The sequence below is a fragment of the Neorhizobium sp. USDA 3394 genome (assembly GCF_056280385.1).
In genome coordinates, this window is sequence record NZ_JBWCDU010000001.1 from 3,735,723 (window position 1) to 3,762,500 (window position 26,778).

24 protein-coding genes, 1 tRNA gene, 2 rRNA genes and 1 pseudogene (1 of these 28 cut by a window edge) are annotated in these 26,778 nt (G+C 61.2%); 15 read left to right on the forward strand and 13 right to left on the reverse strand.

The genetic code is table 11. The annotated features are described in order from the left end of the window. Positions 1-8: 8 nt before the first annotated feature. Complete coding sequence (locus ACZ9EJ_RS18485; protein WP_046642255.1) at positions 9-1,112, forward strand: NADH:flavin oxidoreductase/NADH oxidase; 1,104 nt, start codon at positions 9-11, stop codon at positions 1,110-1,112. Positions 1,113-1,116: 4 nt separating this feature from the next. On the opposite strand, the gene ACZ9EJ_RS18490 is transcribed toward ACZ9EJ_RS18485, so the two are convergent. The 6 genes from ACZ9EJ_RS18490 to ACZ9EJ_RS18515 are packed head-to-tail and all read right to left on the reverse strand — an operon-like array spanning position 1,117 to position 5,765. Further along, positions 1,117-1,620 carry a hypothetical protein gene (locus tag ACZ9EJ_RS18490; RefSeq protein ID WP_046633435.1) on the reverse strand — a complete coding sequence of 168 codons (504 nt, stop codon included), beginning with the start codon at positions 1,618-1,620 and terminating at the stop codon, positions 1,117-1,119. After that, on the reverse strand, positions 1,617-2,237 hold the full coding sequence (locus ACZ9EJ_RS18495) for a hypothetical protein (RefSeq protein WP_046642256.1): 621 nt from the start codon (positions 2,235-2,237) through the stop codon (positions 1,617-1,619). Before ACZ9EJ_RS18495 ends, ACZ9EJ_RS18490 begins: the two co-directional genes overlap by 4 nt. Beyond that, positions 2,237-2,851 (reverse strand): hypothetical protein, encoded by a 615-nt coding sequence (locus ACZ9EJ_RS18500; protein ID WP_046642257.1) that lies wholly within the window; start codon positions 2,849-2,851, stop codon positions 2,237-2,239. Before ACZ9EJ_RS18500 ends, ACZ9EJ_RS18495 begins: the two co-directional genes overlap by 1 nt. Then, positions 2,848-3,609: an ABC transporter ATP-binding protein gene (locus tag ACZ9EJ_RS18505; RefSeq protein WP_046642258.1), complete on the reverse strand. Its 762-nt coding sequence runs from the start codon at positions 3,607-3,609 to the stop codon at positions 2,848-2,850. The genes ACZ9EJ_RS18500 and ACZ9EJ_RS18505 overlap by 4 nt, the downstream gene beginning before the upstream one ends. Next, positions 3,606-4,670, reverse strand: coding sequence for a FecCD family ABC transporter permease (locus ACZ9EJ_RS18510; protein WP_052764706.1), 1,065 nt, complete (start codon positions 4,668-4,670; stop codon positions 3,606-3,608). Before ACZ9EJ_RS18510 ends, ACZ9EJ_RS18505 begins: the two co-directional genes overlap by 4 nt. A gap of 3 nt (positions 4,671-4,673) precedes the next feature. Continuing rightward, on the reverse strand, positions 4,674-5,765 hold the full coding sequence (locus ACZ9EJ_RS18515) for an ABC transporter substrate-binding protein (protein WP_046642259.1): 1,092 nt from the start codon (positions 5,763-5,765) through the stop codon (positions 4,674-4,676). Positions 5,766-5,991: 226 nt separating this feature from the next. Between ACZ9EJ_RS18515 and ACZ9EJ_RS18520 the strand changes: the two genes are divergently transcribed. Further along, positions 5,992-6,549 carry a nucleoside 2-deoxyribosyltransferase gene (locus tag ACZ9EJ_RS18520; protein WP_046642260.1) on the forward strand — a complete coding sequence of 186 codons (558 nt, stop codon included), beginning with the start codon at positions 5,992-5,994 and terminating at the stop codon, positions 6,547-6,549. Here the strand turns inward: ACZ9EJ_RS18520 and ACZ9EJ_RS18525 are convergent. Continuing rightward, positions 6,546-7,274, reverse strand: coding sequence for a GntR family transcriptional regulator (locus tag ACZ9EJ_RS18525; RefSeq protein WP_046633676.1), 729 nt, complete (start codon positions 7,272-7,274; stop codon positions 6,546-6,548). The two genes, ACZ9EJ_RS18520 and ACZ9EJ_RS18525, sit on opposite strands and share 4 nt — an antisense overlap. Positions 7,275-7,514: 240 nt before the next feature. On the opposite strand from ACZ9EJ_RS18525, the gene ACZ9EJ_RS18530 reads away from it, so the two are divergent. From ACZ9EJ_RS18530 to ACZ9EJ_RS18555, 6 genes and pseudogenes are all read left to right on the forward strand, one after another. Further along, a complete protein-coding gene (locus ACZ9EJ_RS18530; protein ID WP_046642261.1) occupies positions 7,515-8,606 on the forward strand; it encodes an ABC transporter ATP-binding protein in 1,092 nt (363 codons plus the stop codon). 36 nt (positions 8,607-8,642) lie between these two features. Then, complete coding sequence (locus tag ACZ9EJ_RS18535) at positions 8,643-9,932, forward strand: ABC transporter substrate-binding protein (protein ID WP_037086497.1); 1,290 nt, start codon at positions 8,643-8,645, stop codon at positions 9,930-9,932. A 184-nt stretch (positions 9,933-10,116) separates the two neighbouring features. Continuing rightward, complete coding sequence (locus ACZ9EJ_RS18540) at positions 10,117-11,028, forward strand: ABC transporter permease (protein ID WP_046642262.1); 912 nt, start codon at positions 10,117-10,119, stop codon at positions 11,026-11,028. A 19-nt stretch (positions 11,029-11,047) separates the two neighbouring features. Beyond that, positions 11,048-11,867: pseudogene (locus ACZ9EJ_RS18545) on the forward strand (ABC transporter permease). A 5-nt stretch (positions 11,868-11,872) separates the two neighbouring features. Continuing rightward, entirely contained in the window at positions 11,873-12,619 is a 747-nt protein-coding gene (locus tag ACZ9EJ_RS18550; RefSeq protein ID WP_046642264.1) for an aspartate/glutamate racemase family protein, read from the forward strand. Beyond that, on the forward strand, positions 12,616-13,452 hold the full coding sequence (locus ACZ9EJ_RS18555; RefSeq protein ID WP_046642265.1) for a GNAT family N-acetyltransferase: 837 nt from the start codon (positions 12,616-12,618) through the stop codon (positions 13,450-13,452). The genes ACZ9EJ_RS18550 and ACZ9EJ_RS18555 overlap by 4 nt, the downstream gene beginning before the upstream one ends. Positions 13,453-13,503: 51 nt before the next feature. Here ACZ9EJ_RS18555 and ACZ9EJ_RS18560 read toward each other — a convergent pair whose 3' ends face one another. Next, positions 13,504-14,325, reverse strand: coding sequence for a bifunctional allantoicase/(S)-ureidoglycine aminohydrolase (locus ACZ9EJ_RS18560; RefSeq protein ID WP_046642266.1), 822 nt, complete (start codon positions 14,323-14,325; stop codon positions 13,504-13,506). Between the two features lie 456 nt (positions 14,326-14,781). Between ACZ9EJ_RS18560 and ACZ9EJ_RS18565 the strand changes: the two genes are divergently transcribed. The 7 genes from ACZ9EJ_RS18565 to ACZ9EJ_RS18595 all read left to right on the forward strand — a co-directional run bounded on the left by ACZ9EJ_RS18565 (position 14,782) and on the right by ACZ9EJ_RS18595 (position 22,017). Next, entirely contained in the window at positions 14,782-16,377 is a 1,596-nt protein-coding gene (locus ACZ9EJ_RS18565) for an ABC transporter substrate-binding protein (RefSeq protein ID WP_046633409.1), read from the forward strand. 74 nt (positions 16,378-16,451) lie between these two features. Continuing rightward, positions 16,452-17,405 carry an ABC transporter permease gene (locus ACZ9EJ_RS18570; RefSeq protein ID WP_046642267.1) on the forward strand — a complete coding sequence of 318 codons (954 nt, stop codon included), beginning with the start codon at positions 16,452-16,454 and terminating at the stop codon, positions 17,403-17,405. 3 nt (positions 17,406-17,408) lie between these two features. Then, positions 17,409-18,302, forward strand: a complete 894-nt coding sequence (locus tag ACZ9EJ_RS18575) for an ABC transporter permease (RefSeq protein WP_046642268.1) — start codon at positions 17,409-17,411, stop codon at positions 18,300-18,302. Further along, positions 18,299-19,360, forward strand: coding sequence for an ABC transporter ATP-binding protein (locus ACZ9EJ_RS18580; protein WP_046642269.1), 1,062 nt, complete (start codon positions 18,299-18,301; stop codon positions 19,358-19,360). Before ACZ9EJ_RS18575 ends, ACZ9EJ_RS18580 begins: the two co-directional genes overlap by 4 nt. Before the next feature lie 2 nt (positions 19,361-19,362). Beyond that, positions 19,363-20,328 carry an ABC transporter ATP-binding protein gene (locus ACZ9EJ_RS18585; RefSeq protein ID WP_370649699.1) on the forward strand — a complete coding sequence of 322 codons (966 nt, stop codon included), beginning with the start codon at positions 19,363-19,365 and terminating at the stop codon, positions 20,326-20,328. Between the two features lie 67 nt (positions 20,329-20,395). Continuing rightward, positions 20,396-21,073, forward strand: a complete 678-nt coding sequence (locus ACZ9EJ_RS18590) for an aspartate/glutamate racemase family protein (protein ID WP_251090367.1) — start codon at positions 20,396-20,398, stop codon at positions 21,071-21,073. Between the two features lie 104 nt (positions 21,074-21,177). Continuing rightward, complete coding sequence (locus ACZ9EJ_RS18595; RefSeq protein WP_046633386.1) at positions 21,178-22,017, forward strand: MurR/RpiR family transcriptional regulator; 840 nt, start codon at positions 21,178-21,180, stop codon at positions 22,015-22,017. Between the two features lie 64 nt (positions 22,018-22,081). On the opposite strand, the gene ACZ9EJ_RS18600 is transcribed toward ACZ9EJ_RS18595, so the two are convergent. The 5 genes from ACZ9EJ_RS18600 to ACZ9EJ_RS18620 form a co-directional block, all read right to left on the reverse strand. Beyond that, positions 22,082-22,420 (reverse strand): hypothetical protein, encoded by a 339-nt coding sequence (locus tag ACZ9EJ_RS18600; protein WP_476099519.1) that lies wholly within the window; start codon positions 22,418-22,420, stop codon positions 22,082-22,084. A 92-nt stretch (positions 22,421-22,512) separates the two neighbouring features. Next, positions 22,513-22,992 carry a hypothetical protein gene (locus tag ACZ9EJ_RS18605; RefSeq protein WP_046642271.1) on the reverse strand — a complete coding sequence of 160 codons (480 nt, stop codon included), beginning with the start codon at positions 22,990-22,992 and terminating at the stop codon, positions 22,513-22,515. A gap of 322 nt (positions 22,993-23,314) precedes the next feature. Further along, a tRNA-Met gene (locus ACZ9EJ_RS18610) sits at positions 23,315-23,391 on the reverse strand. A 259-nt stretch (positions 23,392-23,650) separates the two neighbouring features. Next, positions 23,651-23,765: ribosomal RNA gene (gene rrf, locus ACZ9EJ_RS18615) — 5S ribosomal RNA — on the reverse strand. Positions 23,766-24,001: 236 nt separating this feature from the next. Next, positions 24,002-26,778: ribosomal RNA gene (locus ACZ9EJ_RS18620) — 23S ribosomal RNA — on the reverse strand; it runs 24 nt beyond the window's last position.

A 26,778-nucleotide genomic window follows, 5' to 3' on the forward strand; every position in this document is an offset into this window, starting at 1 on the left:
AACCCGTCATGGCCCAGCCCGCTCTCTTCACTCCGATTCGCGTCCGCAATCTCGACCTCTCGAACCGCATCGTCATCGCGCCGATGTGCCAATATTCGGCCGAGGACGGCTGCATGACCGACTGGCATCTCATCCATCTCGGCCAGCTCGCTCTTTCGGGTGCGGCGCTGCTGACGATCGAGGCGACCGGGGTTACGCCGGAGGGCCGCATCACCTATGCGGATGTCGGGCTCTACGACGACGCGACCGAGAGGGCGATGGCCCGCACGCTCGACAGCATCCGCAAATGGTCGGACATGCCGATCTCGGTACAGCTCGCCCATGCCGGCCGCAAGGCCTCCACCGATAAGCCCTGGTTGGGCGGCAGCCAGATCGCACCGGATCATCCGAACGGCTGGCAGACCGAGTCTGCCTCGGCGATCCCGTTCAATCCGAAATACGTGCCGCCGGTGGCTCTCGACCGGCAAGGCCTGAAAAAGGTTCGTGACGCATTCGCGGCCTCCGCGGTGCGGGCGGCAAGGATCGGGCTGGATGCGATCCAGATCCATGCGGCGCATGGTTATCTGCTGCACCAGTTCCTGTCGCCGCTCTCCAATCAGCGGACCGACGAATATGGCGGGTCTCTGGAAAACCGGATGCGCTTTCCGCTGGAAGTCTTCGATGCCGTTCGACAGGCCTTCCCGTCCGACAAGGCGGTGACGGTCCGTGTCTCGGCGACGGACTGGGTCGACGGCGGCCTCGACATCGACCAGACCATCGCCTTTGCCCAGATGCTGGATGAAAAAGGCGGCGACGCGATCCACGTGTCGAGCGGCGGGCTGCATATCGAACAGAAAATCCCGCTCGGCCCGAATTATCAGGTGCCGCTGGCGCGTGCCGTCAAGGCTGCGGTGAAGATGCCGGTCGTGGCGGTCGGCCTGATCACCGAGCCGACGCAGGCGGAAGCGATCGTTTCGACCGGCGACGCGGATATCGTCGCGATCGCCCGCGCGGCCCTCTATGACCCGCGCTGGCCCTGGCATGCGGCAGCGGAACTCGGGGCCCAGGTGAAGCCGGCACCGCAATATCTCCGCTGCCAGCCTTCGCAGCTCAGGAACCTGTTTATCTCCTGAGGGCTCAGGCCTCTTCGTAAACGGCCTCGGCCGGCGCCAGGAGCAGCCGGTCGGCCATCTCCTGCTTCAGCCAAACCAGGCGTTCCTCCTCGGCCGGCGTCCGGTCCGGTTTGCGGCTGACGGCAATGAATTCCTCGCGGACATGGCCTTCCTTAAGCTGCAGCGTCACCGTCTTACCGCGATAGCTGAGCTCGAAGACGTAGCGTTCGAGAATATTGCCGCGCTCGGGCTTTTCGAGCCCGTGGTCGACCGTATAGCGGCCTTCGGTCAGGCCACGCGTCACCATTTCGAAGGCGTCGCGGCCGCCGGGACCGCGGAACGCGGTGCGGATGACGATCTCGCGGCGCTCCGGCGGACTGTCGGGGCTCAGCAAAGGCATGGCCCGCTGCATCACCTTGAAGGCATGGGCGACGCCGCCCGGAAAGCCGAAGCCGTGGAAATGCATCATGTCCGCATAGGTGTAGGAGAGCGGCTTGCCGTCTTCGAGAACGTCGATTTTGTCGGTCATTTTGTCCTTGCTCCGTCCAGCTCTTCGCGCATCCAGGGCAGGAAACCGTCCAGGAAGCGCGTCGTCGCCGGCATGAAATGTGACCCGTGATGGAAACACGGGTCGAGGCTGGTGATGATCATGCGGCCGGGCGTCGTCACCTCGTCCACATAGAGAATGGGTTTTCCCTCGCCGTTGACGGCGAGCACGTCCGCACCTTCCGGTGGATCGAACCAGCCGTGCAGGTGCCAGGTGAGATCGTCCTGACCGAGATGGCGGAACAGCGAATGGTCGGGAGAGGCAATGCGGACGCCGAGATCGGCGCCGGGCGTCAGCCACCACCACCAGTTCGTCAGCTGCGGCGTGAAGGTTATGCCCGGAAGGAAGACGTCCCAGTTCGTCTCGCCGGTGGCGACGATCGTACCGCCCTGGTCGAGATAGGCGCGTAGCTGCGCCGCACGCGGCGCCAGGCGATCGGCCGGCGTGCGGCAGGGAATGAAGACGACGGCGTGTTCGGAAAGGTCCACGGAGGCCACGTCTTCCGGGCGCACGAGCACGTCGAAATGGTGGGCGTAACGCGGCGCCTCCAGCGTCTCGATATGGTAATAGGCGCCGGGATGGATGGCGAGAATGCTCATCAGTTCAGCTCTCCGGCAAGCCAGGCGGTGGCGCGGCTCGCCAACTGCTTCTTGATTTCGGGATCGTCGCCGCAACCCCAGAATTCGTTGCCGGCATGGCTGAGGAACTCGCCGCCCTGCGGCCGAGCCCAGATCCAGTCGACCGGGATTTGTGCCGGGCCGAGCGCATTGATAACGACGGCGCCTTCGGGCGGAGGGTTGTGGCCGCGGCCGTAGAAGCCCGCGACGCCATGGTTGGTTTCCAGCATCTTCTGGTCTATGCCGGCGAAAATTGGATGGTCGTAAAGCCGGGCCTGCACGAAATCCACCCGCTTCGGATTGGGGATCGGTTGGTAGATGCCAAGTTCGGCCAGTATCGGGCGCAGGATATGGCCGTGATAGATCCAGCGGCCGCCACGGTCGAGGAAGGCGGCAGCGTCGGTCGAGAACCGCTGGAAACCGACCTGGTCGAGATGCGTGGTGGTGATCAGCCCGCGCGCGGTTGCGAAATCCTCGCCGGTCAGATCCATCTCGCGCACAACCTTCATGAGGCCGGAGGCGATGGCATCGCCGAACAGCGGCGCGGTCATCGAGTACGGCTCCTGATAATGCGACTGGATCATCAAAATGGTCATGCGGCACGAATTCCTGCAAAAGCGGGCAGAACTGCCCGATGAATTTCGCCGGACGGGCCGGCGAGTTCGACGACGCGCATCGGCACGCCATAGAGGCTTTCCAGATGTTCCGGCGTGATCGTCTCGGCGACCGGGCCGAAGAGTGGCGGCTGGCCGTCCGGCATCATCAGCAGCGCATCGTCGGCGGAGGACAGCGCGTGGTTCGGATCATGGGTGGTGAAGACGATCGCCTTGTCGCGCGGCTGACGCAGCGCGTTGAGCAGGGTCAGAAGCCGTTCCTGGTTATGCAGGTCGAGGGCCGCCGCCGGTTCGTCGAGCACCAACACTTGCGAGCCCGTGGCAATCGCGCGGGCAAGCAGCACGAGCTGGCGTTCGCCGCCGGAAAGACGATCGAAATAGTGATCGGCGAAACGGGCTGCACCGGCCCGTTCCAGCGCGGAATGGGCGATCCTGAAATCCTCCGGCCCTGGCTGGCCAAAAATGCCCAGATGAGCGGCGCGGCCCATGACCACGACGTCAAGCGCGCGATAACGCTGGTTGCTGGTACCGGTCTGCGGCACGTAACCGACAATATCGGGCGCGACCCTGCGGCCACCATCAAGCCGCTGGAAACCGAGCATGGCCTTCAGCGTTGTCGTCTTGCCGCGGCCGTTCGGGCCGAGGATGGCGAGCGTGCGCCCGACGGGCACGGAAAAGCTCAGGCCCTCGATGATGCTGCGCGAACCAAAACGGACGGTGGCGTCTTCGAGACCGATCATGATCCGTTCCTCTCGCGGTAGTGATTGCGCAGGAGCATCGCGAAAATCGGCGCGCCGACGAGGGCGGTGATGACGCCGAGCGGGATTTCGGCGGCGGTCGCGGTGCGGGCGAGCGTGTCGATGATCACCATGAAGCCGGCGCCGAGCACGACCGAGGCCGGCAGCAGCGCGCGATGGTCGTGGCCGACCAGCAGGCGGCAGGCATGCGGAATGACGATGCCGATCCAGCCGATGATGCCGGAAACGGCCACCTGGCTGCCGACGATGACGGCAATCAGCCCGAAGACCATCCAGCGTTCGCGGTTGGTCCTGGCGCCGAGGCTCTGGGCCTCCGACTCGTCCAGCGACAGGATGTTGAGGCGGAAGCGCAGCATCCAGAGGAGCACACCGCCGATGATCAGGCCGGGTGCGGCGATCAGGGTACGCTCCCATGTTGCTGTCGCGAAGGAGCCCATCAGCCAGTAGACGATGGCGGGAAGCGAAGTATTGGGGTCGGCGACGAATTGCAGCAGCGAGACGACGGCCGAGAACATCGAGCTGACCACGAGGCCGGAGAGAATCACGGTGATCGTTTCGCTGCGGCCGTTGATGCGCGAAATCAGGCCGACCAGGATCACCGCAGCCATGCCTGAGATGAAGACCATGGAGATCAGCGGGAAACCCCAGACGCCGAGCATAATGCCGAGCGCACCGCCGAAGGCCGCTCCCTGCGAGATGCCGAGGATATCCGGCGAGACCAGCGGATTGCGGAAAACGCCCTGCAGTGCCGCACCCGAGAGGGCGAGCCCGGCACCGGCGAGCGCTGCCAGCACGACCCGAGGTGCCCGGACCAGAAGTACGATGCGCTCCTCGATCGTGGTGAGTTCCCGCCACGGGTCGGTCGCGCCGAGCCAGATCAGCTCCAGCGCCCGCGTGGCCGGAACCGAGAAGCGGCCGACGCAGAGGCTGACCACGAAAGCGACCGCAAACAGCGCCAGCAGCCCTGCGAAGACCAGGGTCTGCCGTGCCAAGTGCGCCCGGCGGACCATCGGAGCCGCCTCGTCCTGCGTCAGCGCCGCCATGACCTACTTCGCCTTGAACTGGGCGTAGTTGGCCGAGCCGCTCTGTTCCTTCATCCACAGGATGCTATCGATATCGGCATCGGTGATGTCGTAATTGTAGAGCGCCTTGTAGGCGGTCTTCATCTCGGCGCGCAGATCGTATTTGAAGACATCCGGCTGGGTCAGGTTGGCGGTCCACATCCAGGCCAGCGGCGATTCCTGGTTCGGCGGGTCCCAGCGATAGCCGCCGAGCGGCATCTTGTAGACCCGCTTGTTCCGGGCCGCCTTGGTCAGCGACAGGATCGGGTCGTTATAGACCCAGTTCACGTCGAGCTTGGCCTCGAAGGCGTTGAGGAAGATGATTTCCGGGTCCCACTGGGCGATCTGCTCCTTGTTGATCGTCACCGTGCCGTTGAGCTCGGCCGAAGCGTTCCTGCCGCCGACGAGTTCCATGTACCAGGCATTGTAGCTGCCCTTGGTTCCCGTGGTTGCAATCTCGCTCAGCGCGCGGGCGATATAAAGCGTGCTGGGCTTCTTGTCTTGCGGGATCGCCTTGGCCTTGGCTTCGATGTCCTTCTGCACCCGGTCGCGCCACTCGACCAGTTCCTTGATGCGCTCCGGCTTGCTGATTGCCCTCGAGGTCATCGTCATGTAGTCGCGGGTCAGCTGCTCGGTTCCGTAGAGGATCAGCATGGCGTTGAGGCCGGCATTGGTGATCGGCGCGACAATGTCGTTGCCGCGGCCGCCCCACTGGATGACGAGATCGGGATTGGTCGCCGTCAGCGCCTCGATGTTCGGCACGAAATTCGGAGCAGTCACGTCGGACGGAATGTCCTTGGTTTCCGGGAAGATCTTGCTCAGGATGCCTTCGAGCACGGCGCTCTTGGCAGTCGGGTTCATGCCGACGAGCTTCTTCGTCCCGCCGTCCAGCGCGATCACCGTCGAGGCCATCGGGATGACGATCGAAACGATCCGCTCGGCGGCCTTGGCGAGTTTCACCTCGCGGTTTTCCTGGTCCTTGAAAATGATCTCCTCGGCCGCGACACCATGCGCCAGCAAGCCGGAAAGTGCGGCGGCCAGAAAGCCGCGCGTAGCGAAACGAGTGAGCGAAACCATGATCTATCCCCTGCCGGTAACGTCGTCGGGGAGCATTCCTAATGCGGGTGATTATTCTTGTCTACAAATCTCCACTTTTAAAATGCGCCTCCGCCCAACTTGATGCAAAGAGATGAATCCAACAGTTCGTGGCGGCTCAGCCGGTCGGTCGGTGCATTCACGCTCGCAATGCGCCGGACAGGACGCTATGGAACACTGGTGCTGACCGATTCATCAAAGGATTTTCATGCCGACCATCTATCTCGCCGGCCCCGAAGTATTTTTGCCCGATGCCCAGATCGTGATGGGCGAGAAACGCCGCCTCGCCCGCAGCTTCGGCTTCGAGCCCACAGGTCCCGGCAGCGATGAGAACCAGGCGCCTGTAGGCCAATTGACGGCAGCCGCGATCTACCAGCGGAACGACGACGCGATGCGGCGGGCGGATGTCTGCCTCGCCAATATCACGCCGTTCCGCGGCATCAGCGCCGATCCCGGCACCGTCTACGAAATCGGCTTCATGATCGCGCTCGGCAAACGGGTCTGGGCCTATACCAACCATCCCGACGACTACGGCACGCGGGTACGGTCGATCTGGTATGCCGGGCTCCACATCGATGAAAGCAGCGGCCGCCCCCGCGGTCCCGACGGACTGTCGATCGAGAACCACGGCAAGTCCGACAATCTGATGATCGACGTCGGCATCGAAGCGGGCGGCGGCCGTGTCATCCGTGCTTCCGCGCTGCCGGCCGATCCCGAACGGGACCTCGCCGCCTATACCGAGGCGTTGCGGCACTTGCGGGGTTAGGCGAGCGAGAGGGCATCCTTGAGGCCAAGGCCCTGTTTCACCTGAAGATCGAGATCGGCTTCGATATGGTCGATGTGGTGGATCATAAGCTTGGCGGCGCGCTCGCCATCGCCCTTTTCCAGGGCGTCGAGAACGGCGGTATGCTCGGAATGCCCGCAGCTCGACACACCGGAACGGCCGTAGAGCGCGATGACCAGCGATGAACGGGCGACCAGCTCGTCCATGAAGCGCTGCAGGATGACGTTGCCGGCAACGGAAGCCAGCATCAGATGGAAATCGCCCGAAGCCTTGATCTCGGCGCGGCGCGCAGCCGGGCCGCGCTCGTTCATATAGCGCTCTTCCTCGCCGAGCTGACGGCGGAACTCCGCGATGTCCTCAGGCGTGATGCGCTCGACCGCGGCCGCGACAATGCCGGGCTCGATCAGCCGGCGCGAGGCGAAAATCTGGCGCGCTTCCTCCGGCGACGGATTGGAGACGAAGGCGCCGCGGTTGCGCTCGGTTTTCACCAGGCCTTCGAAGGCAAGCATCTGCAGTGCGGCGCGGGCAACCGTGCGGCTGACGTCGAACAGAGAACCGACTTCGCTTTCAGACAGTTTGGTGCCGGGTGCAAGACGCCGATCGATGATCGCATTGCGTAGGGATTCCCGGATCGCCATGGAACGATCCTCCGGGGAGCGATCCTCGGGCGTGGTCTCGGTAAGATTGATCTTTTCGCTGATATTCATTGCCATGGTCCGATGTCCGGCTTTTGTAACCCGAGTGGCTACAGGATGCCAAGCGACTTGTTTTTGATCCAATGCTAAGATTGCATACGATTTGCCCAAAGGATCGAAAACGATCGCACGATTTTTACGCAGTCGCAAAACGTGCCCGTCAAGGCTTCGAGCTAAAGCCAAGTCTTTCTAAAGGTTTAATCGAGTTGGCATGGCTGATGCATAGCAATATCAGACGCAAGGGAGCGCCTGATGAGCAAAGCCGCCGAAATCGACATCGCTTCAGTCTCTAAGATCTACGGAACAACAACGGCCGTTCACGCGATCAGCCTGAAGATTCCAGCCGGAACCTATTGCTGCCTGCTCGGTCCATCCGGCTGCGGCAAGACCTCGACGCTCAGGATGATCGCCGGCCATGAGAGCATCTCCTCGGGCGACGTGCGCCTCGGCAACACTGTCGTCACCGACCTGCCGCCGGCGAAACGCGGCACGGCGATGATGTTCCAGTCCTACGCCCTCTTCCCGCATCTCGACCTCGTCGACAACGTCGCTTTCAGCTTGAAGATGAAGGGCGTCGACAAGGACGAGCGGCGTGCCAAGGCGATGGACATGCTGCGGCTGATGCAGCTGGAAGCCTATGCGACCCGGCGCCCGGCCCAGCTTTCCGGCGGCCAGCAGCAGCGCGTGGCGCTCGCCCGCGCGCTGATCACCGATCCGGAAGCGCTGCTTCTCGACGAGCCGCTCTCGGCGCTCGACCCGTTCCTGAAGATCCGCATGCGCGCCGAACTGAAGAAGCTGCAGACCTCGCTCGGCATCACCTTCGTGCATGTGACGCACAGCCAGGAAGAGGCGATGGCGCTCGCCGACCTGATCGTCGTCATGAACGACGGCCGCATCGAACAGGCCGCCCATCCGCGCGTGGTGTTCGAAAAGCCGGCTACCGCTTTCGTCGCCAAGTTCATGGGCGACCACAACGTCATTTCCGGGCGGGTGACACAGAGTTCCGGCGACAAGCTGATGTTGTCCGTGCCCGCAGGCGGGGATTTCCTCGCCACCGACGACGGCGCTGCCGGGCTGACCGATACCGCCGACATCGCCATCCGCACCGACCATGTCCGCATCGGCGAGCCTTCCGAAAAGGGCCTCGGATTCACCGGCTCGGTTTCAAACGTCGAATATCGCGGTTCCTCGGTAAAGCTCTCGGTCAACGGCGCCGGGATCGAGGATTTCACCGCGATCCTGACCGACGCCGAATTTTTCGCCAATCCGGTCAAGGTCGGAGAAGCGATCCCGCTTTCCTGGGGCCGCGAGGACGCGATCGTCCTCGGTCGCCTCAAGAACTGATGCCACCAAAAAACTCAACCAGAGGAGAACAGGGCAATGACTGAGACCAAGAAGACACCCAAGGGAATTTCGCGCCGCACGCTTCTAAAGACGGCGTCCGCGGCAGCCGGTCTTGCCGCCGGCTCCGGCGCCATCACCGGTTTCCCGACCATCTGGGCCCAGAATCCGATCACGCTGCGCCAGTTCGGCACCGGCGTTTCGAACCTCAACGCGATCGCCGAGAAGTGCAAGGCCGACCTCGGCATCACGCTCGAAATGACCGCGACGGACTCGGATGCCGCCGCCCAGCGCGCCGTCACCCAGCCGAACTCCTACGACATCGCCGACATCGAATACTGGATCCTCAAGAAGGTCTATCCGGCCGGCGTCATCCAGCCGATGGATACGACCAAGCTGAAGTACTACGACAAGATCGTGCCACTGTTCAAAAACGGCAAGCTGAAGCCGGACAGCGTGATCGCGCAAGGGACCGCGCCGCACACGGTCGGTTATGTCGCAAAGCCCGGCGACAAGACCTTCGCCAAGGAAGAGACCAAGTGGTTCACGATGGTTCCGACCATCTACAACGCCGACACGCTCGGCATCCGCCCGGACCTAGTCGGCCGCGAGATCTCCACCTGGGCCGATATCATGGACCCGAAATTCAAGGGCAAGGCCTCGATCCTCAACATCCCGTCGATCGGCATCATGGATGCCGCGATGATCATGGAGGCCATGGGCAACATCAAGTATGCCGACAAGGGCAACATGACCAAGGCGGAAATCGACAAGACGATCGACTTCCTGATCAAGGCCAAGCAGGCCGGCCAGTTCCGCGCCTTCTGGAAGTCGTTCGACGAGAGCGTCAACCTGATGGCCTCGGGCGAAGTCGTGATCCAGTCGATGTGGTCGCCGGCCGTCGCCGCCGTCCGCTCCAAGGGCATCGCCTGCAAATACCAGCCGCTCAAGGAAGGCTATCGCTCGTGGGGCGGCGGTCTTGGTCTTGCCGCCCATCTCTCCGGCGCCAAGCTCGATGCGGCCTATGAATACATCAACTGGTACACGTCCGGCTGGGTCGGCGCCTATCTCAACCGCCAGGGCTACTACTCGGCCGCCATGGAAACCGCCAAGGCCCACATGTCCGCCGACGAATGGGGCTACTGGATCGAAGGCAAGCCGGCCAAGGGCGATATCGTCGCTCCGGACGGCAAGGTCATGGAAAAGGCCGGCGCAATCCGTGACGGCGGCTCCTTCGAGGAACGCATGGGCCACGTGGCCTGCTGGAATTCGGTCATGGACGAGGACCGCTACATGGTCCGCCGCTGGAACGAGTTCATCGCTGCTTAAGGCCCAGAATCCGGCGCTGCAGGCCTAGCATCCCTTACGCCGTCATCCTCGGGCTTGACCCGAGGATCCCCGCCAGGGGCGAAAGGGCGCACGGACGACGAAATGGATCCTCGGGTCAAGCCCGAGGATGACGACCGGGTGAGGAACCATATTCCGCTCTCGGGTAACCCCAGGGAGACGAAACATGGCGACGATAGCATCCTCGGAACCGGACAAGGCCGACATGACGAAGGCGAAAAGCTTTCGTCTGTCGCCGGCGCTGATCTCCTATCTCCAGGCGACGCCGCTGGCGCTGATCCTCGGCGCCTTCCTGCTCCTGCCGATCCTGATGATTACAGTCGTCAGCTTCTGGGACTACGACTTCGCCCAGATGTACCCGGACTTCCTAACGATGAACTATGCGGAAACGCTCGGCTCGTGGGTGACCTGGAAGACCTACCTGAATACCTTGAAATTCGCCTTCCTGGTCTGGGCGATCACACTCTTCGTCGGTTTCTGGGTTGCCTATTTCCTCGCCTTCCACATCCGCACCACGGCCATGCAGATGGTGCTCTTTCTCATCTGCACCGTGCCGTTCCTCACCTCCAACATCATCCGCATGATCTCGTGGATCCCGGTGCTGGGGCGCAACGGTCTCGTCAACACGACGCTGATCAATGCGGGGATCATTCCCGAACCGATCGAATGGCTGCTCTATTCGGACTTCGCGGTGGTGCTCGCGATGGTGCATCTCTACACGCTGTTCATGGTGACGCCGATTTTCAACACGCTGATGCACATCGACAAGTCGCTGGTCGAAGCGGCGCGCGACGCCGGCGCCACGAGCACGCAGATCCTCACCAACGTCATCATTCCGCTTGCCAAGCCCGGCATGGCGATCGGCACCATCTTCGTGGTGACGCTGGTCATGGCCGATTTCTCGACCGTCCAGGTGATGTCCGGCGGTCAGAGCGCCTCGGTGGCGCTGATGATGAAGAACCAGATGTCGCTGCTCCAATACCCGGCAGCAGCAGCCAACGCGGTCGTGCTGCTCGTCCTCGTTCTCCTGATGGTCGCGGGCATTCTCCGCATCGTCGACATCCGCAAAGAACTCTAGGAAAAAGGGGAGCTCCGAGATGCACAGCGACAAGCGCGGCCGCGAATTCTACCTTCTTGCCATCTTCTTCGCCATCTTCGTGCTGTTCCTTTACGGCCCGCTTTCGGCGATCCTGATCCTCTCCTTCCAGGGGCCTAACGGCGGTCTCACCTTCCCGCTGAACGGCGTTTCGCTGCGCTGGTTCGCCAACCTGTTCGAGACCCAGGCGGTCGGCGATTTCGGCGGCTCGTTCCGCCGCTCTGCGGTGCTCGGCATCATGGTGATGAGCGTCACCGTCGTCGTTTCGCTGCTGGCGGGCCTAGCGTTCCGCCGCCGCTTCATCGGCTCCACCGCGCTGTTCTATCTCGCCGTCGCCAGCCTCGTGGTGCCCTCGATCATCATCTCGCTCGGCATCGGCGTGGTTTTCCAGCAGATCGGTTTCCACGCCGTCCTGGTACACGTCGGCCTTCGGCGCGCATCTCACCTGGACGCTGCCCTTCGGCGTGCTGATCATGTTCGCCGTCTTCAACCGCTTTTCGCCCGCCTACGAGGAAGCCGCGCGCGATCTCGGCGCTTCGTCCTGGCAGACCTTCCGCCATGTCGTGCTGCCGATGATCGCGCCGAGCCTCATCGGCGTCGGCCTGTTCGGCTTCACGCTGTCCTATGACGAATTCGCCCGTACGCTGATGACGGCAGGCTCGTTCAACACGTTGCCGCTCGAAATCTACGGCATGACGACCAATGTCACGACGCCCGTGCTCTACGCGCTGGGCACGGTGACCACGGTGTTCTCCTTCCTGGTCATCGCCGGCACGCTCGGCCTGATCGTCCATCTCAATCGCCGCCGCCTGCGGTCGTGAACAGAATGCGCATTCTCGTCGTAAACCCGAATACCACCGCCAGCATGACGGAGACGATCGCCGATTCCGCCATGCGCGTCGCCAATGCCGGCACCGAAATCCTTGCCGTCACCTCCTCCATGGGACCGGTCTCGATCGAAGGTTATTATGACGAAGTCTTCGCGGTGCCCGGCCTGCTGATCGAGATGGCCAAGGGCGAAAAGGCCGGCGCCGATGCGGCGATCATCGCCTGTTTCGACGACACGGGCCTCGACGCCGCGAGAGCACTGGCCAACATTCCCGTGGTCGGCATCTGCGAAGCGGCGCTCGCCACCACCGCCTTCATCGCCCAGCGCTTCACCATCGTCACCACCCTGGAGCGCTCGCGCCTGCCGCTCGAACATCTGGTGCATCGCTACGGCATGGCCGGACGATGCAAGGTGCGGGCGGCCGATATTCCGGTCCTGTCACTGGAAGACCCGAATTCCAACGCCCGCGACCGGCTGCGCAGCGAGATTGCGACGGCGCTACGCGACGACAAGGCCGAGGCGATCGTGCTCGGCTGTGCCGGCATGGCCGATCTCACGGCAGAACTGCGGCGCGAATTCGGCGTGCCGGTGATCGACGGCGTCGCGGCGGCGGTGAAACAGGCTGAGGCGCTGGTGACATTGGGCTTGTCGACGGCCAAACGAGGAGCCTATGCTTCTCCGGTCCGCAAATCCTATAAAGGCCTGCTCGAAGGTTTCGAGCCCGGGAAACTCGCCGTCAAATGAAAACTCACACAACCATTCGCGCGCTCACCTCCTCCGAGGTCGAACAGCTTGTGGATTGGGCCCGGATCGAGGGCTGGAATCCGGGACTTTCCGATGCGCCGGCTCTCCACGCCGCCGACCGCGAAGGCTTCATCGGTTGTTTCGTGGACGGCCAGATGGCCGCCGCCATATCCGCAGTCCGTTACGGTTCAAATTTCGGCTTTATCGGCCTTTACATCGCCCAGGCGGATTTCCGAGGCAAGGGTCATGGCAGAAAGGTCTGGGATGCCGGCATGGCGCATCTCGACGGCCGGACGATCGGCCTTGACGGCGTGCCGGAACAGCAATCGAATTATCGCAGCATGGGCTTCGAGCCGGCCTACGAGACCTTTCGCTGGAGCGGCGGCCTCGCCGGGAGCCGCGATGCAGATGTGACCGCGATCACCGACGATCTGGTGGCAGCCATTCTTGACTATGACCAGGCGTTCTTCCCTGCGGAGCGCGATACTTTCCTGACCGCCTGGCTGAAGCCCCCTCGGGCTGCCAAGGTCATCATCCGCGACGGCAATGTCTGCGGCTATGCGGTCTGCCGCAAATGCCATGACGGTTACAAGGTCGGCCCGTTGTTTGCGCAGACCGTCGATGACGCGCAAAAGCTGCTGAGCGCCTGCGCCGCGGAGATCGGCGACGAAACGCTGCATATCGACGTACCTGCCTCACAGGCGGAATTTTCAGCCTATCTTGCGGCTCATCGTTTCACGAAAGGCTTCACGACCGCTCGGATGTATCGCGGACCGGCGCCGGCGGTGCATATGTCGGGCGTGTTCGGAATTACCACTCTCGAACTCGGCTGACGGCGGCGTCCCGACGCTCCGGAACGCCGCTCGCGTTTGCGAAACCAGCAACTACCACAGTTCGGTGTGGCGATTGACGTCCTTGTAGAGCAGGTAACGGAAACGGCCGGGGCCGCCGGCATAACAGGCCTGCGGGCAGAAGGCGCGCAGCCACATATAGTCGCCGGCCTCCACCTCGACCCAATCCTGATTGAGCCGGTAGACCGCCTTGCCTTCGAGCACATAGAGGCCATGCTCCATCACATGCGTCTCCATGAAGGGAATGGTCGCGCCCGACTCCAGGGTGACGATGTTGAGATGCATGTCGTAGCGGACGTCGGAGGTGTCGACGAAACGGGTTGTCCCCCAACGGTCGCCCGTGTCCGGCATCCATGAAATCGGATGCTCGTCTTCATGGGTGAAGACCGCCGGCGGCGCTTCCAGCCCCTCGACCGCCTGGAAGGCCTTGCGGACCCAATGGAACTTGACGGGCGCCGTGCCCCTGTTGCGCAGCTTCCACGGTGATCCGGCCGGGATATATGCAAAGGAACCGGCCCTCAGCGCATGATCGCTTCCGGAAAACTCGATCGACATCTCGCCCTCGACGACGAAGATCGCCGCCTCGGCGCGCGTGTTGGGTTCCGGCCGGTCGCTTCCGCCGCCAGGCTGGACTTCCACGATGTATTGCGAGAACGTCTCCGAAAAGCCCGTCATCGGGCGGGAGATGATCCATGCCCGGGTTCCCTGCCAATGGGGAAGCAGGCTGGCGACGATATCGGACATGACGGTCCGCGGAATGACCGCATAGGATGTCGTGAAAACAGCCTTGCTGGAAAGAAGTTCGGTCTGCGGCGGCAAACCACCAAGTTTGGAATAATAATCTCTGTTGGTCATGAGTCTGTCTTGCGGTCCAGTTTCTCGGCGTCTGATACGCATATGCTTTAAGCGCCGCGTATCTCTAGGCAACCCATAAATTTGAGCCAACAAGCCACGGCTCCCGGATTTCCGCCAATTACTGTCCAACCGATGACCTTGAGGCCATGCCGGCAAGCCGTTCAAGACACCCGCCACACATCGGCACGACGGTTACCGGCGCGGCATTTTTCGGCAGACGCCTTGCTTTCTCGCCACAGAATTCGGCACGAGCCTTCCGTATCTCGAAATCGAGTTCATCTATCTGCGCTATTCCTTTGGAGACAAGTGAAATTCTAGTTTCACAGAAATTGGCATGAAATCTGCTTCTCCTTTTATGACTGGGTCAAAGTCCAGCGAATTCAATAAAGAGGGAACAGCATGACCAACACATCATCAAGTAGACGGCATGGCATCGGTTTTTTCCGGAACCTGCGGATGACGACGGTATTTGGCGCGACCGCCGCTGCACTCCTTGCAGCCGCCGCGACCCCCGCACTGGCGGCTGGAACACTGCGCATCGGCATGACCGCTTCCGATATCCCGCTCACCACCGGCCAGACCGACCAGGGCGGCGAAGGCCAGCGCTTCATGGGTTATACGGTCTACAATTCCCTGATCGAATGGGATCTTTCGAAAGCCGACAAGCCATCCGCGCTCATTCCGAGCCTTGCGACATCCTGGCAGGTCGATCCGGCCGACAAGACCAAATGGATCTTCAAGCTCCGCGACGGCGTCAAATTCCATGACGGCAGCGCCTTCGATGCGGGCGCAGTCGTCTGGAACCTCGACAAGCTTCTGAAGGCGGACGCGCCGCAGTTCGACAAGCGCCAGGCGGCCCAGGGCAAGTCGCGCATCCCGGCGGTCGCGTCCTACAAGGTCGTGGATCCGCTGACGGTCGAAATCATCACCAACACGCCGGATGCCACGCTTCCCTACCAGCTGAGCTGGATCCTGATTTCCTCGCCTGCGAACTGGGAAAAGCAGGGCAAGAACTGGGATACGGTTGCCCAGAAGCCTTCCGGCACCGGCCCATGGAAGATGGAAAGCGGCTTTACGCCGCGCGAACGGGCCGAGCTGACGCCCAACAAGGACTACTGGGACAAGGCGCGCGTTCCCAAGCTCGACAAGCTCGTCCTGATCCCGTTGCCGGAACCCAATACCCGGGTCGCCGCGCTTCGCTCCGGCCAGGTAGACTGGATCGAGGCTCCCGCCCCGGATTCGGTGAAATCACTGAAGGAAGCCGGTCTCAAGATCATCACCAATTCCTACCCGCATAACTGGACCTGGCACCTGTCGCGCATCGACGGATCCCCATGGAACGATATCCGCGTCCGGAAGGCCGCCAACCTTGCAGTTGACCGCGACGGCCTCAACGAGCTTCTCGGCGGCCTTTCCGTTCCCGCGCAAGGCTACATGCCGCCGGGGCACCAGTGGTTCGGCAAGCCGACCTTCAAGGTCGAATACAATGTCGAGGAAGCCAAGAAGCTGATGAAGGAAGCAGGTTACGGCCCCGACAAGCCGCTCAAGACCAAGGTCATCATTTCCTCGTCCGGCTCGGGCCAGATGCTGCCGTTGCAGATGAACGAATATATCCAGCAGACGCTTGCCGAAGTCGGCATCAATGTCGAATACGAGGTCGCCGACTGGAACACCGTCATCAACATCTGGCGGGCGGGCGCCAAGGATCCGAGCGCCAAGGGCGCCACAGCGATCAACTACAGCTATTTCATCCAGGATCCCTTTACCGCCATGATCCGCCAGTCGCAGTGCAAGCTCGCCCCGCCGACCGGCACCAACTGGGGTTATTATTGCGACAAGGATATGGACGCGCTGTTCGACAAGGTGCGCAACACCTTCGATCCCGTGGAGCAGGACAAGGTAATGCAGCAGGTGCACGAGAAATACGTGAACGATGCGCTGTTCCTGATGGTGACGCACGACGTCAACCCACGCGCCATGACCGCCAAGGTCAAGGGGTTCGTCCAGGCCCAGAACTGGTTCCAGGATTTTTCGACGATTACCATGGAGTAATCCCGAGCGGGCGCGCCGAGCGATCGGCGCGCCGCCTTTCATGATGCCCGATCAACCTCCCCGGTGAGGACACCATGCTGCTCTATGCCCTGAAACGACTTCTGCACGTCATTCCCGTCACGATCGGCGTGAGCATCGTATGCTTCATGCTGATCCATATCGCTCCGGGCGATCCGCTCGCCGCGATCCTGCCTTCGGATGCTTCCGCCGAACTGCAGACACAGATGCGCAGCTTCTACGGCCTCGACCGACCGCTTCCGGTCCAATATGCTCTTTGGGCATGGCATGCGCTGCAGGGCGATCTCGGGACCTCGATCGCCAGCGGCCGGCCGGTGCTGAGCGAGATCCTGGATGCATCCGTCAATTCCATCATCCTTGCCCTGGCCGCCGCCGTTATCGGTTTCGTGGCAGGTTCTTCCCTGGGTTTTCTTGCCGGTGTATTCCGCGGAGGCTGGGTGGATCGCCTGGCATCGGCGATCTCGATGCTCGGCGTCAGCGTGCCTCATTATTGGCTCGGCATGGTGCTGGTCATCGCCTTTTCCGTCACCCTCGGCTGGCTGCCGGCCATGGGCGGCGGACCGGAGGGATCGTCGGGCCGAAACCTGAGCTGGGCTTACCTGCAGTTCCTCATCTTGCCTGCGGTCACCATGTCGGTCATCCCGATGGGCATCATCGCCCGCACCATCCGATCGCTGGTCGCCGATATCCTCTCCCAGGATTTTACCCAGGCACTCGCCGCCAAGGGGCTGATGACACCGCAGATCCTGCGCCACGTTGTGCGCAACGCCGCGCCGACCGCGCTCTCGGTCATGGGACTGCAGCTCGGTTACCTGCTCGGCGGCTCGATCCTGATCGAAACGGTCTTTTCCTGGCCGGGGACCGGCTTCCTGCTGAACGGCGCGATCTTCACCCGCGACCTGCCCATCCTGCAGGGGACGATCCTGGTGCTCGCGATGTTTTTCGTTTTCCTCAACCTCGTTGTCGACGTGCTGCAGAGCGCGATCGATCCCCGTATCCAGAGGAGCTGACACATGGCTGTCGTCACCGCAGACATCGCGGCCCCTTCCCCTGCCGCCATCGCCAAATCCCCCGGCTTCTGGAGCGGCGTGCTGCGCCGCATCTCCCGCGATCCGGTCGCCATGACGGCCCTCGCTATTCTTCTGATCCTGGTGCTGATCGCGATTTTTGCTCCCTATATCGCGCCTTACGATCCCTCCAAGGGCAGCGTCATCCGTCGCCTCAAGCCGATCGGCACGCCAGGCTATATCTTCGGCACGGACGAACTCGGCCGCGACATGCTCTCCCGGCTGATCTACGGCGCGCGGCTTTCGCTCATCATGGGCGTCATCCCGGTGCCGATCGCCTTCATCATCGGCTCGACGATCGGCATCGTTGCCGGTTATGCAGGGGGCATCGTCAACACGCTGATCATGCGCACGATCGACGTCTTCTACGCCTTTCCGTCGGTGCTTCTGGCCGTGGCACTGTCGGGCGCACTCGGCTCAGGGCTCACCAATGCGCTCGTCTCGCTGACCGTCGTCTTCATCCCGCAGATCGCCCGCGTCGCCGAAAGCGTGACCACCCAGGTCCGCAAGCTCGACTACGTGGACGCAGCGCGGGCCTCCGGCGCCCCGCCGATGACGATCATCCGCGTCCATATCCTCGGCAATGTGCTCGGCCCGATCTTCGTCTTCGCCACGAGCCTGATATCCGTCTCGATGATCCTCGCCTCGGGCCTCTCCTTCCTTGGCCTCGGCGTGCGGCCGCCGGATGCCGAATGGGGGCTGATGCTCAACACGCTTCGCACAGCGATCTACAACAACCCGTTGGTGGCGGCCCTACCCGGCCTGATGATCTTCATCACCTCGATTTGCTTCAACCTTTTCTCGGACGGGCTGCGCACAGCCATGGATGTGAAGTCATGATCAGCATCGTCGAAGAACCTGCCTACGATCTTCCCGTCGGCGAAAGAGGCGGCCCCGCTCAGCCGCTGATCTCCGCGCGCGGCCTGATCAAGCATTTCCCGGTCAAGGGTAGCGGTTTCATGAAGCCGAAGAAGGTCGTCCGCGCCGTCGACGGCGTGGATTTCGATATCCTCAAGGGCGAGACGCTCGGGGTCGTCGGAGAAAGCGGCTGCGGCAAGTCCACCACGGCGCGGCTGCTGATGCAGCTCATCTTGCCTGACCGAGGCGATATCCTGTTCGACGGTGAGACGGTTGGCGGCGCGCTACCGCTTTCCGACTACCGCCGCCAGGTCCAGATGGTCTTTCAGGACAGCTACGCTTCCCTCAACCCCAGGCTGACGATCGAAGAATCCATAGCCTTTGCGCCGCGCGTACATGGCATTGCCGCGGGCAAGGCAATCGCCCGGGCGCATGACCTGCTGCACCGGGTCGGGCTCGAGCCGTCGCGCTTTGCCGGCCGTTACCCGCACGAACTGTCGGGCGGACAGCGGCAGCGCGTCAACATCGCCCGGGCGCTCGCACTCGAACCGCGGCTCATCATCCTCGACGAAGCTGTGTCGGCACTCGACAAGTCGGTGGAAGCCCAGGTCCTGAACCTGCTCCTCGATCTGAAGCGGGATTTCGGCCTGACTTACCTGTTCATCTCCCACGACCTCAACGTCGTACGCTTCATGTGCGACCGGGTGATGGTCATGTATCTCGGCAAGGTGGCCGAGATCGGCAGCCGCGATGCGATCTTCGAGAACACCCGCCATCCCTATTCCGCCGCACTTCTCGCCTCGATGCCGAAGATGGACCCCTCCGAAAGAACCTCCGAGCCGCCGCTCTCGGGCGACCCGCCGAACCCGATCGATCCGCCGTCAGGCTGTCGGTTCCATACCCGCTGTTCGTTCGCCGAAAGCATCTGCAGCGACAAGCTGCCGCCGCTTGCCAGCGTCTCCGAAAGCCAGTCCGCAGCCTGTCTGATGTCCGTACCGGGCTCCCGCCACAGCCGTGCACCGGCATTGGTGGAGGCATGACCATGCAAACCGCCGCGATGATCGATATTCGCAATCTTTCCGTGACGTTCAACCGCGGCCGAAAGCCCGTCAAGGCCGTCAACGGCGTCTCCCTTTCGGTACAGCCGGGCGAGGTTGTTGCGCTGCTCGGCGAATCCGGGTCCGGCAAGAGCGTCACCATGCGCTCGCTGCTGCGCCTGCACCCCAAAGGCACGACGATCGAAGGCTCGATGACGGTCGCCGGCCGAGATGTGACGGGATTGACGACCAAGGATCTCGGTGCCTTTCGCGGCGCCGTTGCCTCCATGGTCTTCCAGGAGCCGCGGCTGGCGCTCGACCCTGTCTACACGCTTGGCCGCCAGATAGAAGAAACCATCATGCGGCATGAAGGCATCTCGCGCTCGCAAGCGGCGGCGCGCGCGCTTGCTCTCTTCCAGAAGGTCAAGATTCCCTCCCCGGAGCGCCGGCTGCAAAACTATCCGCATGAAATGTCCGGCGGCATGCTGCAGCGATCAATGATCGCCATGGCGCTCGCCTGCAACCCGAAGGTCCTGCTCGCCGACGAACCGACCACGGCCCTCGATGCAACGGTCCAGATCCAGATCCTCCTGCTGATCCGCGATTTGCAGAAGGAGTACGGGCTCTCCGTCATCTTCGTCACCCATGATATCGGCGTTGCAGCGGAAGTCGCGGACCGGATCGCGGTAATGTATGCCGGGCGGATCGTCGAGGAAGGCAGGGTCGCCGACATCATCCGCGAACCGAGACACCCATATACCAAGGGGCTGCTCGGCGCCCGCGTCGAACTGGCCCACGGACGCGACCGGCTGATCACCATTCCCGGGGCGCCGCCGGACCTGGCAGCCATGCCGCCCGGTTGCGCCTTCGCGCCGCGCTGCGCCCAGGTTTCCGATCTCTGCCGCACGGAAGTACCGGCCTTGATACCGGTCGGCGGGGCCGGCAGCGTCGCTTGCGTGCAATGTGCCTGAACACCAAAGAAATGAAAAACGAGAAGAAGGCAGGGAGGCGTCCATGCAATCGCGCATGGAACGAGACATGACGCATATCACATTGATCAATCCGAACACGTCGCTGGCGACGACGGTCATGATGACCGAGATCGCCCGGAAATACCTGCCGGAAAAATTCTCGCTGGAGGGTGTCACCGCCACGAGAGGGGTATCGATGATCCTGAATGGCGAGGAGCTTGCCGCAGCGGCCGGCGGCGTCGTCGAAATGGGATTGGCCGCGGAGGAAACCAGCAATGGGCTGATCGTCAGCGCATTCGGCGATCCGGGGCTCGAACGCCTGAAAGCCCTGTCCAGCCTGCCGACGGTCGGCATCTGCGAGGCGAGCATGTACGAAGCCTCCGCCGGGGGCCGGCGTTTCGGCATCGCGACTGTCACCCCCGACCTCGTGGCGAGCTTCGCCGCCAAGGCTGAAATGCTCGGCCTTGCCCACCTCTTTACCGGTACGCGGCTGACCAGCGGCGATCCACTGGCGCTCGCCTCCGACCCCGCGCGTTTGCACGCGGCCCTTGAGATTGCGGTTCGCGAATGTCTCGAACGGGATGGCGCCGAAGCCGTCATCATCGGTGGCGGCCCGCTGGGCCAGGCGGCAGACGATCTTCAGCGGGCTCTCTCGTCGCCGGTGATTGCACCTATCCGCTCCGCTGTCGAACTGCTGCTCTCCAGGCTTACCCATCCTCCTGAAGCCGGATCGAGGGCCAACTGATGGGGGCATCTCCCAGGTTATGCCATGGAGAGGTCGTTTTTTCTGTTGCAAGTCGCGGCGTCCCGCCGGACAGTCCGCGCGCTGATGTCTTGGCGGAGCTCCCCGTGCCGAAGGATAAATCGTTCCTGTATCGCGTGAGGCAGGCAATTCCCCAATTGCACCCTGCCGAAAAGCGCCTGGGGGAATTCGTCTGCGACTTTCCCGGCGAGCTTGCCAGCTATTCGGCGCAGGAGCTTGCCGCGCTTGCGCATGTCTCCAAGGCCACGGTGACGCGCTTCATCCAGCGCCTCGGCTACGAAAACTACGAGGAAGCCCGCCGTCATGCCCGGGCCGAAAAGCAGACCGGCTCCCGGCTCTTCCTGACGGCCGCCGCCGGCGCAGCGGCTGCCCAGTCGATGCAGGCGCATGTCGCTCAGGCGATCGCCAATCTTGAAGCAACGTTCCTTTCCATTTCGGACGGCCAGATCGAGGCCGTGACGGACGCGATGATTGCGGCGCGGAAGGTTTGGGTGCTCGGTTTCCGCAGCAGCCATCCCTTTGCCTCCTACCTGCAATGGCAGTTGACCCAGGTCATCGAGGATATCGTCGCAATTCCCGGTGCGGGGCAGACGCTTGGAGAACATCTTGTCAGCCTGCGCGAGGACGACGTGGTCGTATTCTTTGCCATGCGCCGGAGAATCGCTCAGGTAGACGCCATCCTTGCCCAGCTTCGGAAGTCAAAAGCGAAAGTCCTCTACATCACCGACGAGGGTGCAGCGTTCGAGACATCGACAACCTGGCATTTCCAATGCCAGACCCTGGCACCCGGCCCACTCTTCAACCACACGGCGGTCATGGCCCTCTGCCATCTGCTGATCACCCGATGCCTGGAGAAGGCGGGAGTCGAGGGGAGAAAGCGGCTACGCAACATCGAGACCCTGAATGAAGGGCTCGATGAGCTCTGATAAGATCAACGCCGATCGCGAGAACCCCCCGGCCGGGTTGCCGGGCAGTCAATCTGGCTGACAGTCAGTGCCGACCGATATCACTACGGGCTTCAAACGGATCGGAATGGAAGCCGAGGTCTACGATCACAGCAGCGAGGTAACAACCTCGCAAAGCCAGCAGGAAGAAGAAGGCCACTGACGTAAACAGCACGATATAGTGCCTGAGTTGCGACCTCCTTGGCAGTCTTGATGCAAACAGGATCGCGGCATGCCGCACAAGCCGGCCCACTGCCACGATCAGAAACAGAACCACTATAATATAACCGCTCAACGAGGCGGCGCTTATCAGCCAGTGAACCAAAAGACATATCCCGAAAAAGGCCTGCTCCCGCCGTGGAGCAGCAATCCGCCAGAGCTCCATCGCCCGAGGCTCCTCACCGGCTGCGGTTATTTATTCTATGGGTGCTTCCCTCTATCGCCGGACTGAAGCCGGCCGCGACCACCAGAAGCCTGCTAGGATCGAACATGCTTCAATCCTTCCCGCCGGCGCGGCAAACCCAATATGACCTTGACCGCCATCCACCATCGGGGCGTCCTACGTTCTGGCATCCCCTCATGTTTTGCCTGCTCGACGCGAGCGGGTTCGACTCTCGTCGCCAGAGGCTGAACAAGGAACTCGATCCGTTTCATGAATGCGCTGCTGTCGAACCGTTTTGACGTTATCAACGGACCATCGCCGGCAGGCTCCGTGTGGAAGAAAATCTCGAGATTGATCACCGGAATGGAGCGGATATTGCGCAGGAGATCGATGTCAGGTCGGGTCGTTATGGCGAAGGAATAATTATCCGAACGGAGGGCAGTAAAAGCCTCCGGAAACGTCGACACCGCAACGGCTTCATGCCCATGGGCTGCCAGTTTCGCGACAATCGCATTCGCCGCCGCCTCGGGCAGAAACACAAGAATTCTCTTGGGGCGGATGATTTCGGTGGACATGGCGAGTTCCTCATAAGGAGATGAGAAAACCTAGCTATTGCCGGTGCAAGAGTGTGTTTGGTTTTGTGTGATTTTGTTGCGAACGCCGGCCGCCGCGGGTCAGCGGCATCGAGCTTGTTCCGATGGTGAGGAACTGGTGATCGTGCTGCGCGGCAATCTTGCCGCGATCCTGACGTTTGCATCTGGCAAGAGGAAGCCCGAGTTCCTCAACGAGAAGGCAATCCCCGAAGACCTGACGGGCCGCGCTGGCGCAAATGAAGGCCGGAAACGCAAGCGGCCCCGTTGCGGGGCTTTGTTTGGATCGTCGGGATTATTTTGTTTTTGGTTGCGGGGGCAGGATTTGAACCTGCGGCCTTCAGGTTATGAGCCTGACGAGCTACCGGGCTGCTCCACCCCGCGTTATAAGCTTTTTGCCGAAGGCAAAATAGCGAAGCGCAAAACCGTTTTGGTTTTGTCGCGTTGGCGTAACCGGTTGAGCGGTTACGCCTTGTTCCGGAGCAAATTGCCGAAGGCGATTTGTCTCCTGTAAGGGACGCAGAACGATTGCACCCCGAAGTTTTCATATTCTGCAAAGCAAAAGGGCCGCTTTGTGGGCGGCCCTTGGGTCGGCCAGGGGCCGCAGATTTCGTGGATCGAGAAGATATGTTGCGTTTTGCAGACCTGGCAGCGACCTACTCTCCCGCGTCTTGAGACGGAGTACCATTGGCGCAGGGGCGTTTCACGGCCGTGTTCGGAATGGGAACGGGTGCGGCCGCCCCGCAATAACCACCAGGTCAGCGAAGCGCAACATTTTTGAGAAGCTGGTTGAGGTAAACCTCATTTTTTAGTCTTTGAACACGTCTTTAAACCTTTCCAGACCCGATGGCGCTTTGGGCACCCATACAGGCCAGAGGCCGTCGCGCCATGTGGCGCGGGCCGTCCGCAGGCAGCAAACCAAAGGTTTGCGTACGCCGTCAGGACAAAGGTCTTAGGCACATCGAACTTCGTTCGATGAGCATAATCAATGAGAACGATCAAGCCAATCGGGCGATTAGTACCGGTAAGCTTCATGCATTGCTGCACGTCCACACCCGGCCTATCAACGTGGTCGTCTTCCACGGCCCTGATAGGGAATACTCGTTTTCAGGTTGGTTTCCCGCTTAGATGCCTTCAGCGGTTATCCATTCCATATATAGCTACCCTGCTATGCCCTTGGCAGGACAACAGGTCCACCAGAGATATGTCCATCCCGGTCCTCTCGTACTAGGGACAGATCCTGTCAATATTCCTACACCCACGGCAGATAGGGACCGAACTGTCTCACGACGTTCTGAACCCAGCTCACGTACCGCTTTAATTGGCGAACAGCCAAACCCTTGGGACCTGCTCCAGCCCCAGGATGCGATGAGCCGACATCGAGGTGCCAAACAACCCCGTCGATATGGACTCTTGGGGGTCATCAGCCTGTTATCCCCGGCGTACCTTTTATCCGTTGAGCGATGGCCCTTCCACGCGGGACCACCGGATCACTATGACCGACTTTCGTCTCTGCTCGACTTGTCAGTCTCGCAGTCAGGCGGGCTTATGCCATTGCACTCGACGACCGATTTCCGACCGGTCTGAGCCCACCATCGCGCGCCTCCGTTACTCTTTCGGAGGCGACCGCCCCAGTCAAACTACCCACCATACACTGTCCCGGATCCGGATAACGGACCGCGGTTAGACATCCATGACGATAAGGGTGGTATTTCAAGGATGGCTCCACGAAGACTGGCGTCCCCGCTTCAAAGCCTACCACCTATCCTACACATGCCGACACGAATGCCAGTGTAAAGCTATAGTAAAGGTGCACGGGGTCTTTCCGTCTGACCGCAGGAACCCCGCATCTTCACGGGGAATTCAATTTCACTGAGTCTATGTTGGAGACAGCGGGGAAGTCGTTACGCCATTCGTGCAGGTCGGAACTTACCCGACAAGGAATTTCGCTACCTTAGGACCGTTATAGTTACGGCCGCCGTTTACTGGGGCTTCGATTCAAAGCTTGCACCTCTCCTCTTAACCTTCCAGCACCGGGCAGGCGTCAGACCCTATACGTCGTCTTTAGACTTCGCAGAGCCCTGTGTTTTTGATAAACAGTCGCTACCCCCTGGTCTGTGCCACCCCATTATGGTTGCCCAAAATGGGGTCACGCTTCTTCCGAAGTTACGCGTGCAATTTGCCGAGTTCCTTCAACATAGTTCTCTCAAGCGCCTTGGTATACTCTACCTGACCACCTGTGTCGGTTTCGGGTACGGTCTATACGGTGGAGCTATTTCCTGGAACCGCCCCACTGCCCAACCAATCCAATAAGGTTGAACAATTTTTGCGATCCGTCACTACCACCAGGCCCACGAATATTAACGTGGTTCCCATCACCTACGCATTTCTGCCTCGGCTTAGGGGCCGGCTAACCCTGCTCAGATTAACTTTAAGCAGGAACCCTTGGTCTTTCGGCGAGAGGGTCTCTCACCCTCTTTATCGTTACTCATGTCAACATTCGCACTTCCGATACCTCCAGAGGCCCTCACGGGTCCTCCTTCACAGGCTTACGGAACGCTCCGCTACCACACGTGACAAGTCACGTATCCTCAGCTTCGGTGCATGGCTTTAGCCCCGTTACATTTTCGGCGCAAAGACCCTTAATTAGACCAGTGAGCTGTTACGCTTTCTTTAAATGATGGCTGCTTCTAAGCCAACATCCTGGTTGTTTTGGGATCCTCACATCCTTTCCCACTTAGCCATGACTTGGGGACCTTAGCTGGAGGTCAGGGTTGTTTCCCTTTTCACGACGGACGTTAGCACCCGCCGTGTGTCTGCCGATTAGTACTCCCGGGTATTCGGAGTTTGGTTAGGATCAGTAAGACGGTGAGTCCCCATAGCCCATCCAGTGCTCTACCCCCCGGGGTATTCGATCGACGCACTACCTAAATAGTTTTCGCGGAGAACCAGCTATTTCCGAGTTTGATTGGCCTTTCACCCCTAGCCACAAGTCATCCCAATCTATTGCAACAGATGCGGGTTCGGTCCTCCAGTTGGTGTTACCCAACCTTCAACCTGCTCATGGCTAGATCACTCGGTTTCGGGTCTAATGCAACTAACTGAACGCCCTGTTCAGACTCGCTTTCGCTGCGCCTACACCTACCGGCTTAAGCTTGCTAGTTACACTAAGTCGTTGACCCATTATACAAAAGGTACGCCGTCAGGCTTGCGCCCTCCGACTGTTTGTAGGCATCCGGTTTCAGGTTCTATTTCACTCCCCTTGTCGGGGTGCTTTTCACCTTTCCCTCACGGTACTTGTTCGCTATCGGTCATGCACGAGTACTTAGGCTTGGAGAGTGGTCTCCCCATGTTCAGACAGGATTTCACGTGTCCCGCCCTACTCTAGGACAATCAGTGTTCTACGCCTACGGGGCTATCACCCGCTGCGGCCGCCTTTTCCAAAGCGTTCGGCTTTATTCCTGATTGCCACTGGCCTGGTCCGCGTTCGCTCGCCACTACTTGCGGAGTCTCGGTTGATGTCCTTTCCTGCAGGTACTTAGATGTTTCAGTTCCCTGCGTTCGCTTCTTACCCCTATTTTATTCGAAGGTAAGATACCTTTTAACAATACCTAGAAACCTAAACCGTCCCGAAAGACGGCTTAAACTTTCTAGGTATCTAAGGTGGGTTGCCCCATTCGGAGATCCATGGATCAAAGCTCATTCGCAGCTCCCCACGGCTTATCGCAGCGTATCACGTCCTTCTTCGCCTGTGCATGCCAAGGCATCCAC

Excerpts from the sequence above, each read along its gene's own strand:
- ACZ9EJ_RS18560 (WP_046642266.1), bottom strand. The coding sequence starts at position 14,325 with ATGACCAACAGAGATTATTATTCCAAACTTGGTGGTTTGCCGCCGCAG.
- ACZ9EJ_RS18570 (WP_046642267.1), top strand. The coding sequence starts at position 16,452 with ATGCTGCTCTATGCCCTGAAACGACTTCTGCACGTCATTCCCGTCACG.
- ACZ9EJ_RS18555 (WP_046642265.1), top strand. The coding sequence starts at position 12,616 with ATGAAAACTCACACAACCATTCGCGCGCTCACCTCCTCCGAGGTCGAA.
- ACZ9EJ_RS18590 (WP_251090367.1), top strand. The coding sequence starts at position 20,396 with ATGACGCATATCACATTGATCAATCCGAACACGTCGCTGGCGACGACG.
- ACZ9EJ_RS18515 (WP_046642259.1), bottom strand. The coding sequence starts at position 5,765 with ATGGTTTCGCTCACTCGTTTCGCTACGCGCGGCTTTCTGGCCGCCGCA.
- ACZ9EJ_RS18495 (WP_046642256.1), bottom strand. The coding sequence starts at position 2,237 with ATGAGCATTCTCGCCATCCATCCCGGCGCCTATTACCATATCGAGACG.
- ACZ9EJ_RS18530 (WP_046642261.1), top strand. The coding sequence starts at position 7,515 with ATGAGCAAAGCCGCCGAAATCGACATCGCTTCAGTCTCTAAGATCTAC.
- ACZ9EJ_RS18525 (WP_046633676.1), bottom strand. The coding sequence starts at position 7,274 with ATGAATATCAGCGAAAAGATCAATCTTACCGAGACCACGCCCGAGGAT.
- ACZ9EJ_RS18505 (WP_046642258.1), bottom strand. The coding sequence starts at position 3,609 with ATGATCGGTCTCGAAGACGCCACCGTCCGTTTTGGTTCGCGCAGCATC.
- ACZ9EJ_RS18605 (WP_046642271.1), bottom strand. The coding sequence starts at position 22,992 with ATGTCCACCGAAATCATCCGCCCCAAGAGAATTCTTGTGTTTCTGCCC.
- ACZ9EJ_RS18500 (WP_046642257.1), bottom strand. The coding sequence starts at position 2,851 with ATGACCATTTTGATGATCCAGTCGCATTATCAGGAGCCGTACTCGATG.
- ACZ9EJ_RS18490 (WP_046633435.1), bottom strand. The coding sequence starts at position 1,620 with ATGACCGACAAAATCGACGTTCTCGAAGACGGCAAGCCGCTCTCCTAC.
- ACZ9EJ_RS18535 (WP_037086497.1), top strand. The coding sequence starts at position 8,643 with ATGACTGAGACCAAGAAGACACCCAAGGGAATTTCGCGCCGCACGCTT.
- ACZ9EJ_RS18565 (WP_046633409.1), top strand. The coding sequence starts at position 14,782 with ATGACGACGGTATTTGGCGCGACCGCCGCTGCACTCCTTGCAGCCGCC.
- ACZ9EJ_RS18575 (WP_046642268.1), top strand. The coding sequence starts at position 17,409 with ATGGCTGTCGTCACCGCAGACATCGCGGCCCCTTCCCCTGCCGCCATC.
- ACZ9EJ_RS18585 (WP_370649699.1), top strand. The coding sequence starts at position 19,363 with ATGCAAACCGCCGCGATGATCGATATTCGCAATCTTTCCGTGACGTTC.
- ACZ9EJ_RS18520 (WP_046642260.1), top strand. The coding sequence starts at position 5,992 with ATGCCGACCATCTATCTCGCCGGCCCCGAAGTATTTTTGCCCGATGCC.
- ACZ9EJ_RS18485 (WP_046642255.1), top strand. The coding sequence starts at position 9 with ATGGCCCAGCCCGCTCTCTTCACTCCGATTCGCGTCCGCAATCTCGAC.
- ACZ9EJ_RS18580 (WP_046642269.1), top strand. The coding sequence starts at position 18,299 with ATGATCAGCATCGTCGAAGAACCTGCCTACGATCTTCCCGTCGGCGAA.
- ACZ9EJ_RS18550 (WP_046642264.1), top strand. The coding sequence starts at position 11,873 with ATGCGCATTCTCGTCGTAAACCCGAATACCACCGCCAGCATGACGGAG.
- ACZ9EJ_RS18540 (WP_046642262.1), top strand. The coding sequence starts at position 10,117 with ATGGCGACGATAGCATCCTCGGAACCGGACAAGGCCGACATGACGAAG.
- ACZ9EJ_RS18600 (WP_476099519.1), bottom strand. The coding sequence starts at position 22,420 with ATGGAGCTCTGGCGGATTGCTGCTCCACGGCGGGAGCAGGCCTTTTTC.
- ACZ9EJ_RS18510 (WP_052764706.1), bottom strand. The coding sequence starts at position 4,670 with ATGGCGGCGCTGACGCAGGACGAGGCGGCTCCGATGGTCCGCCGGGCG.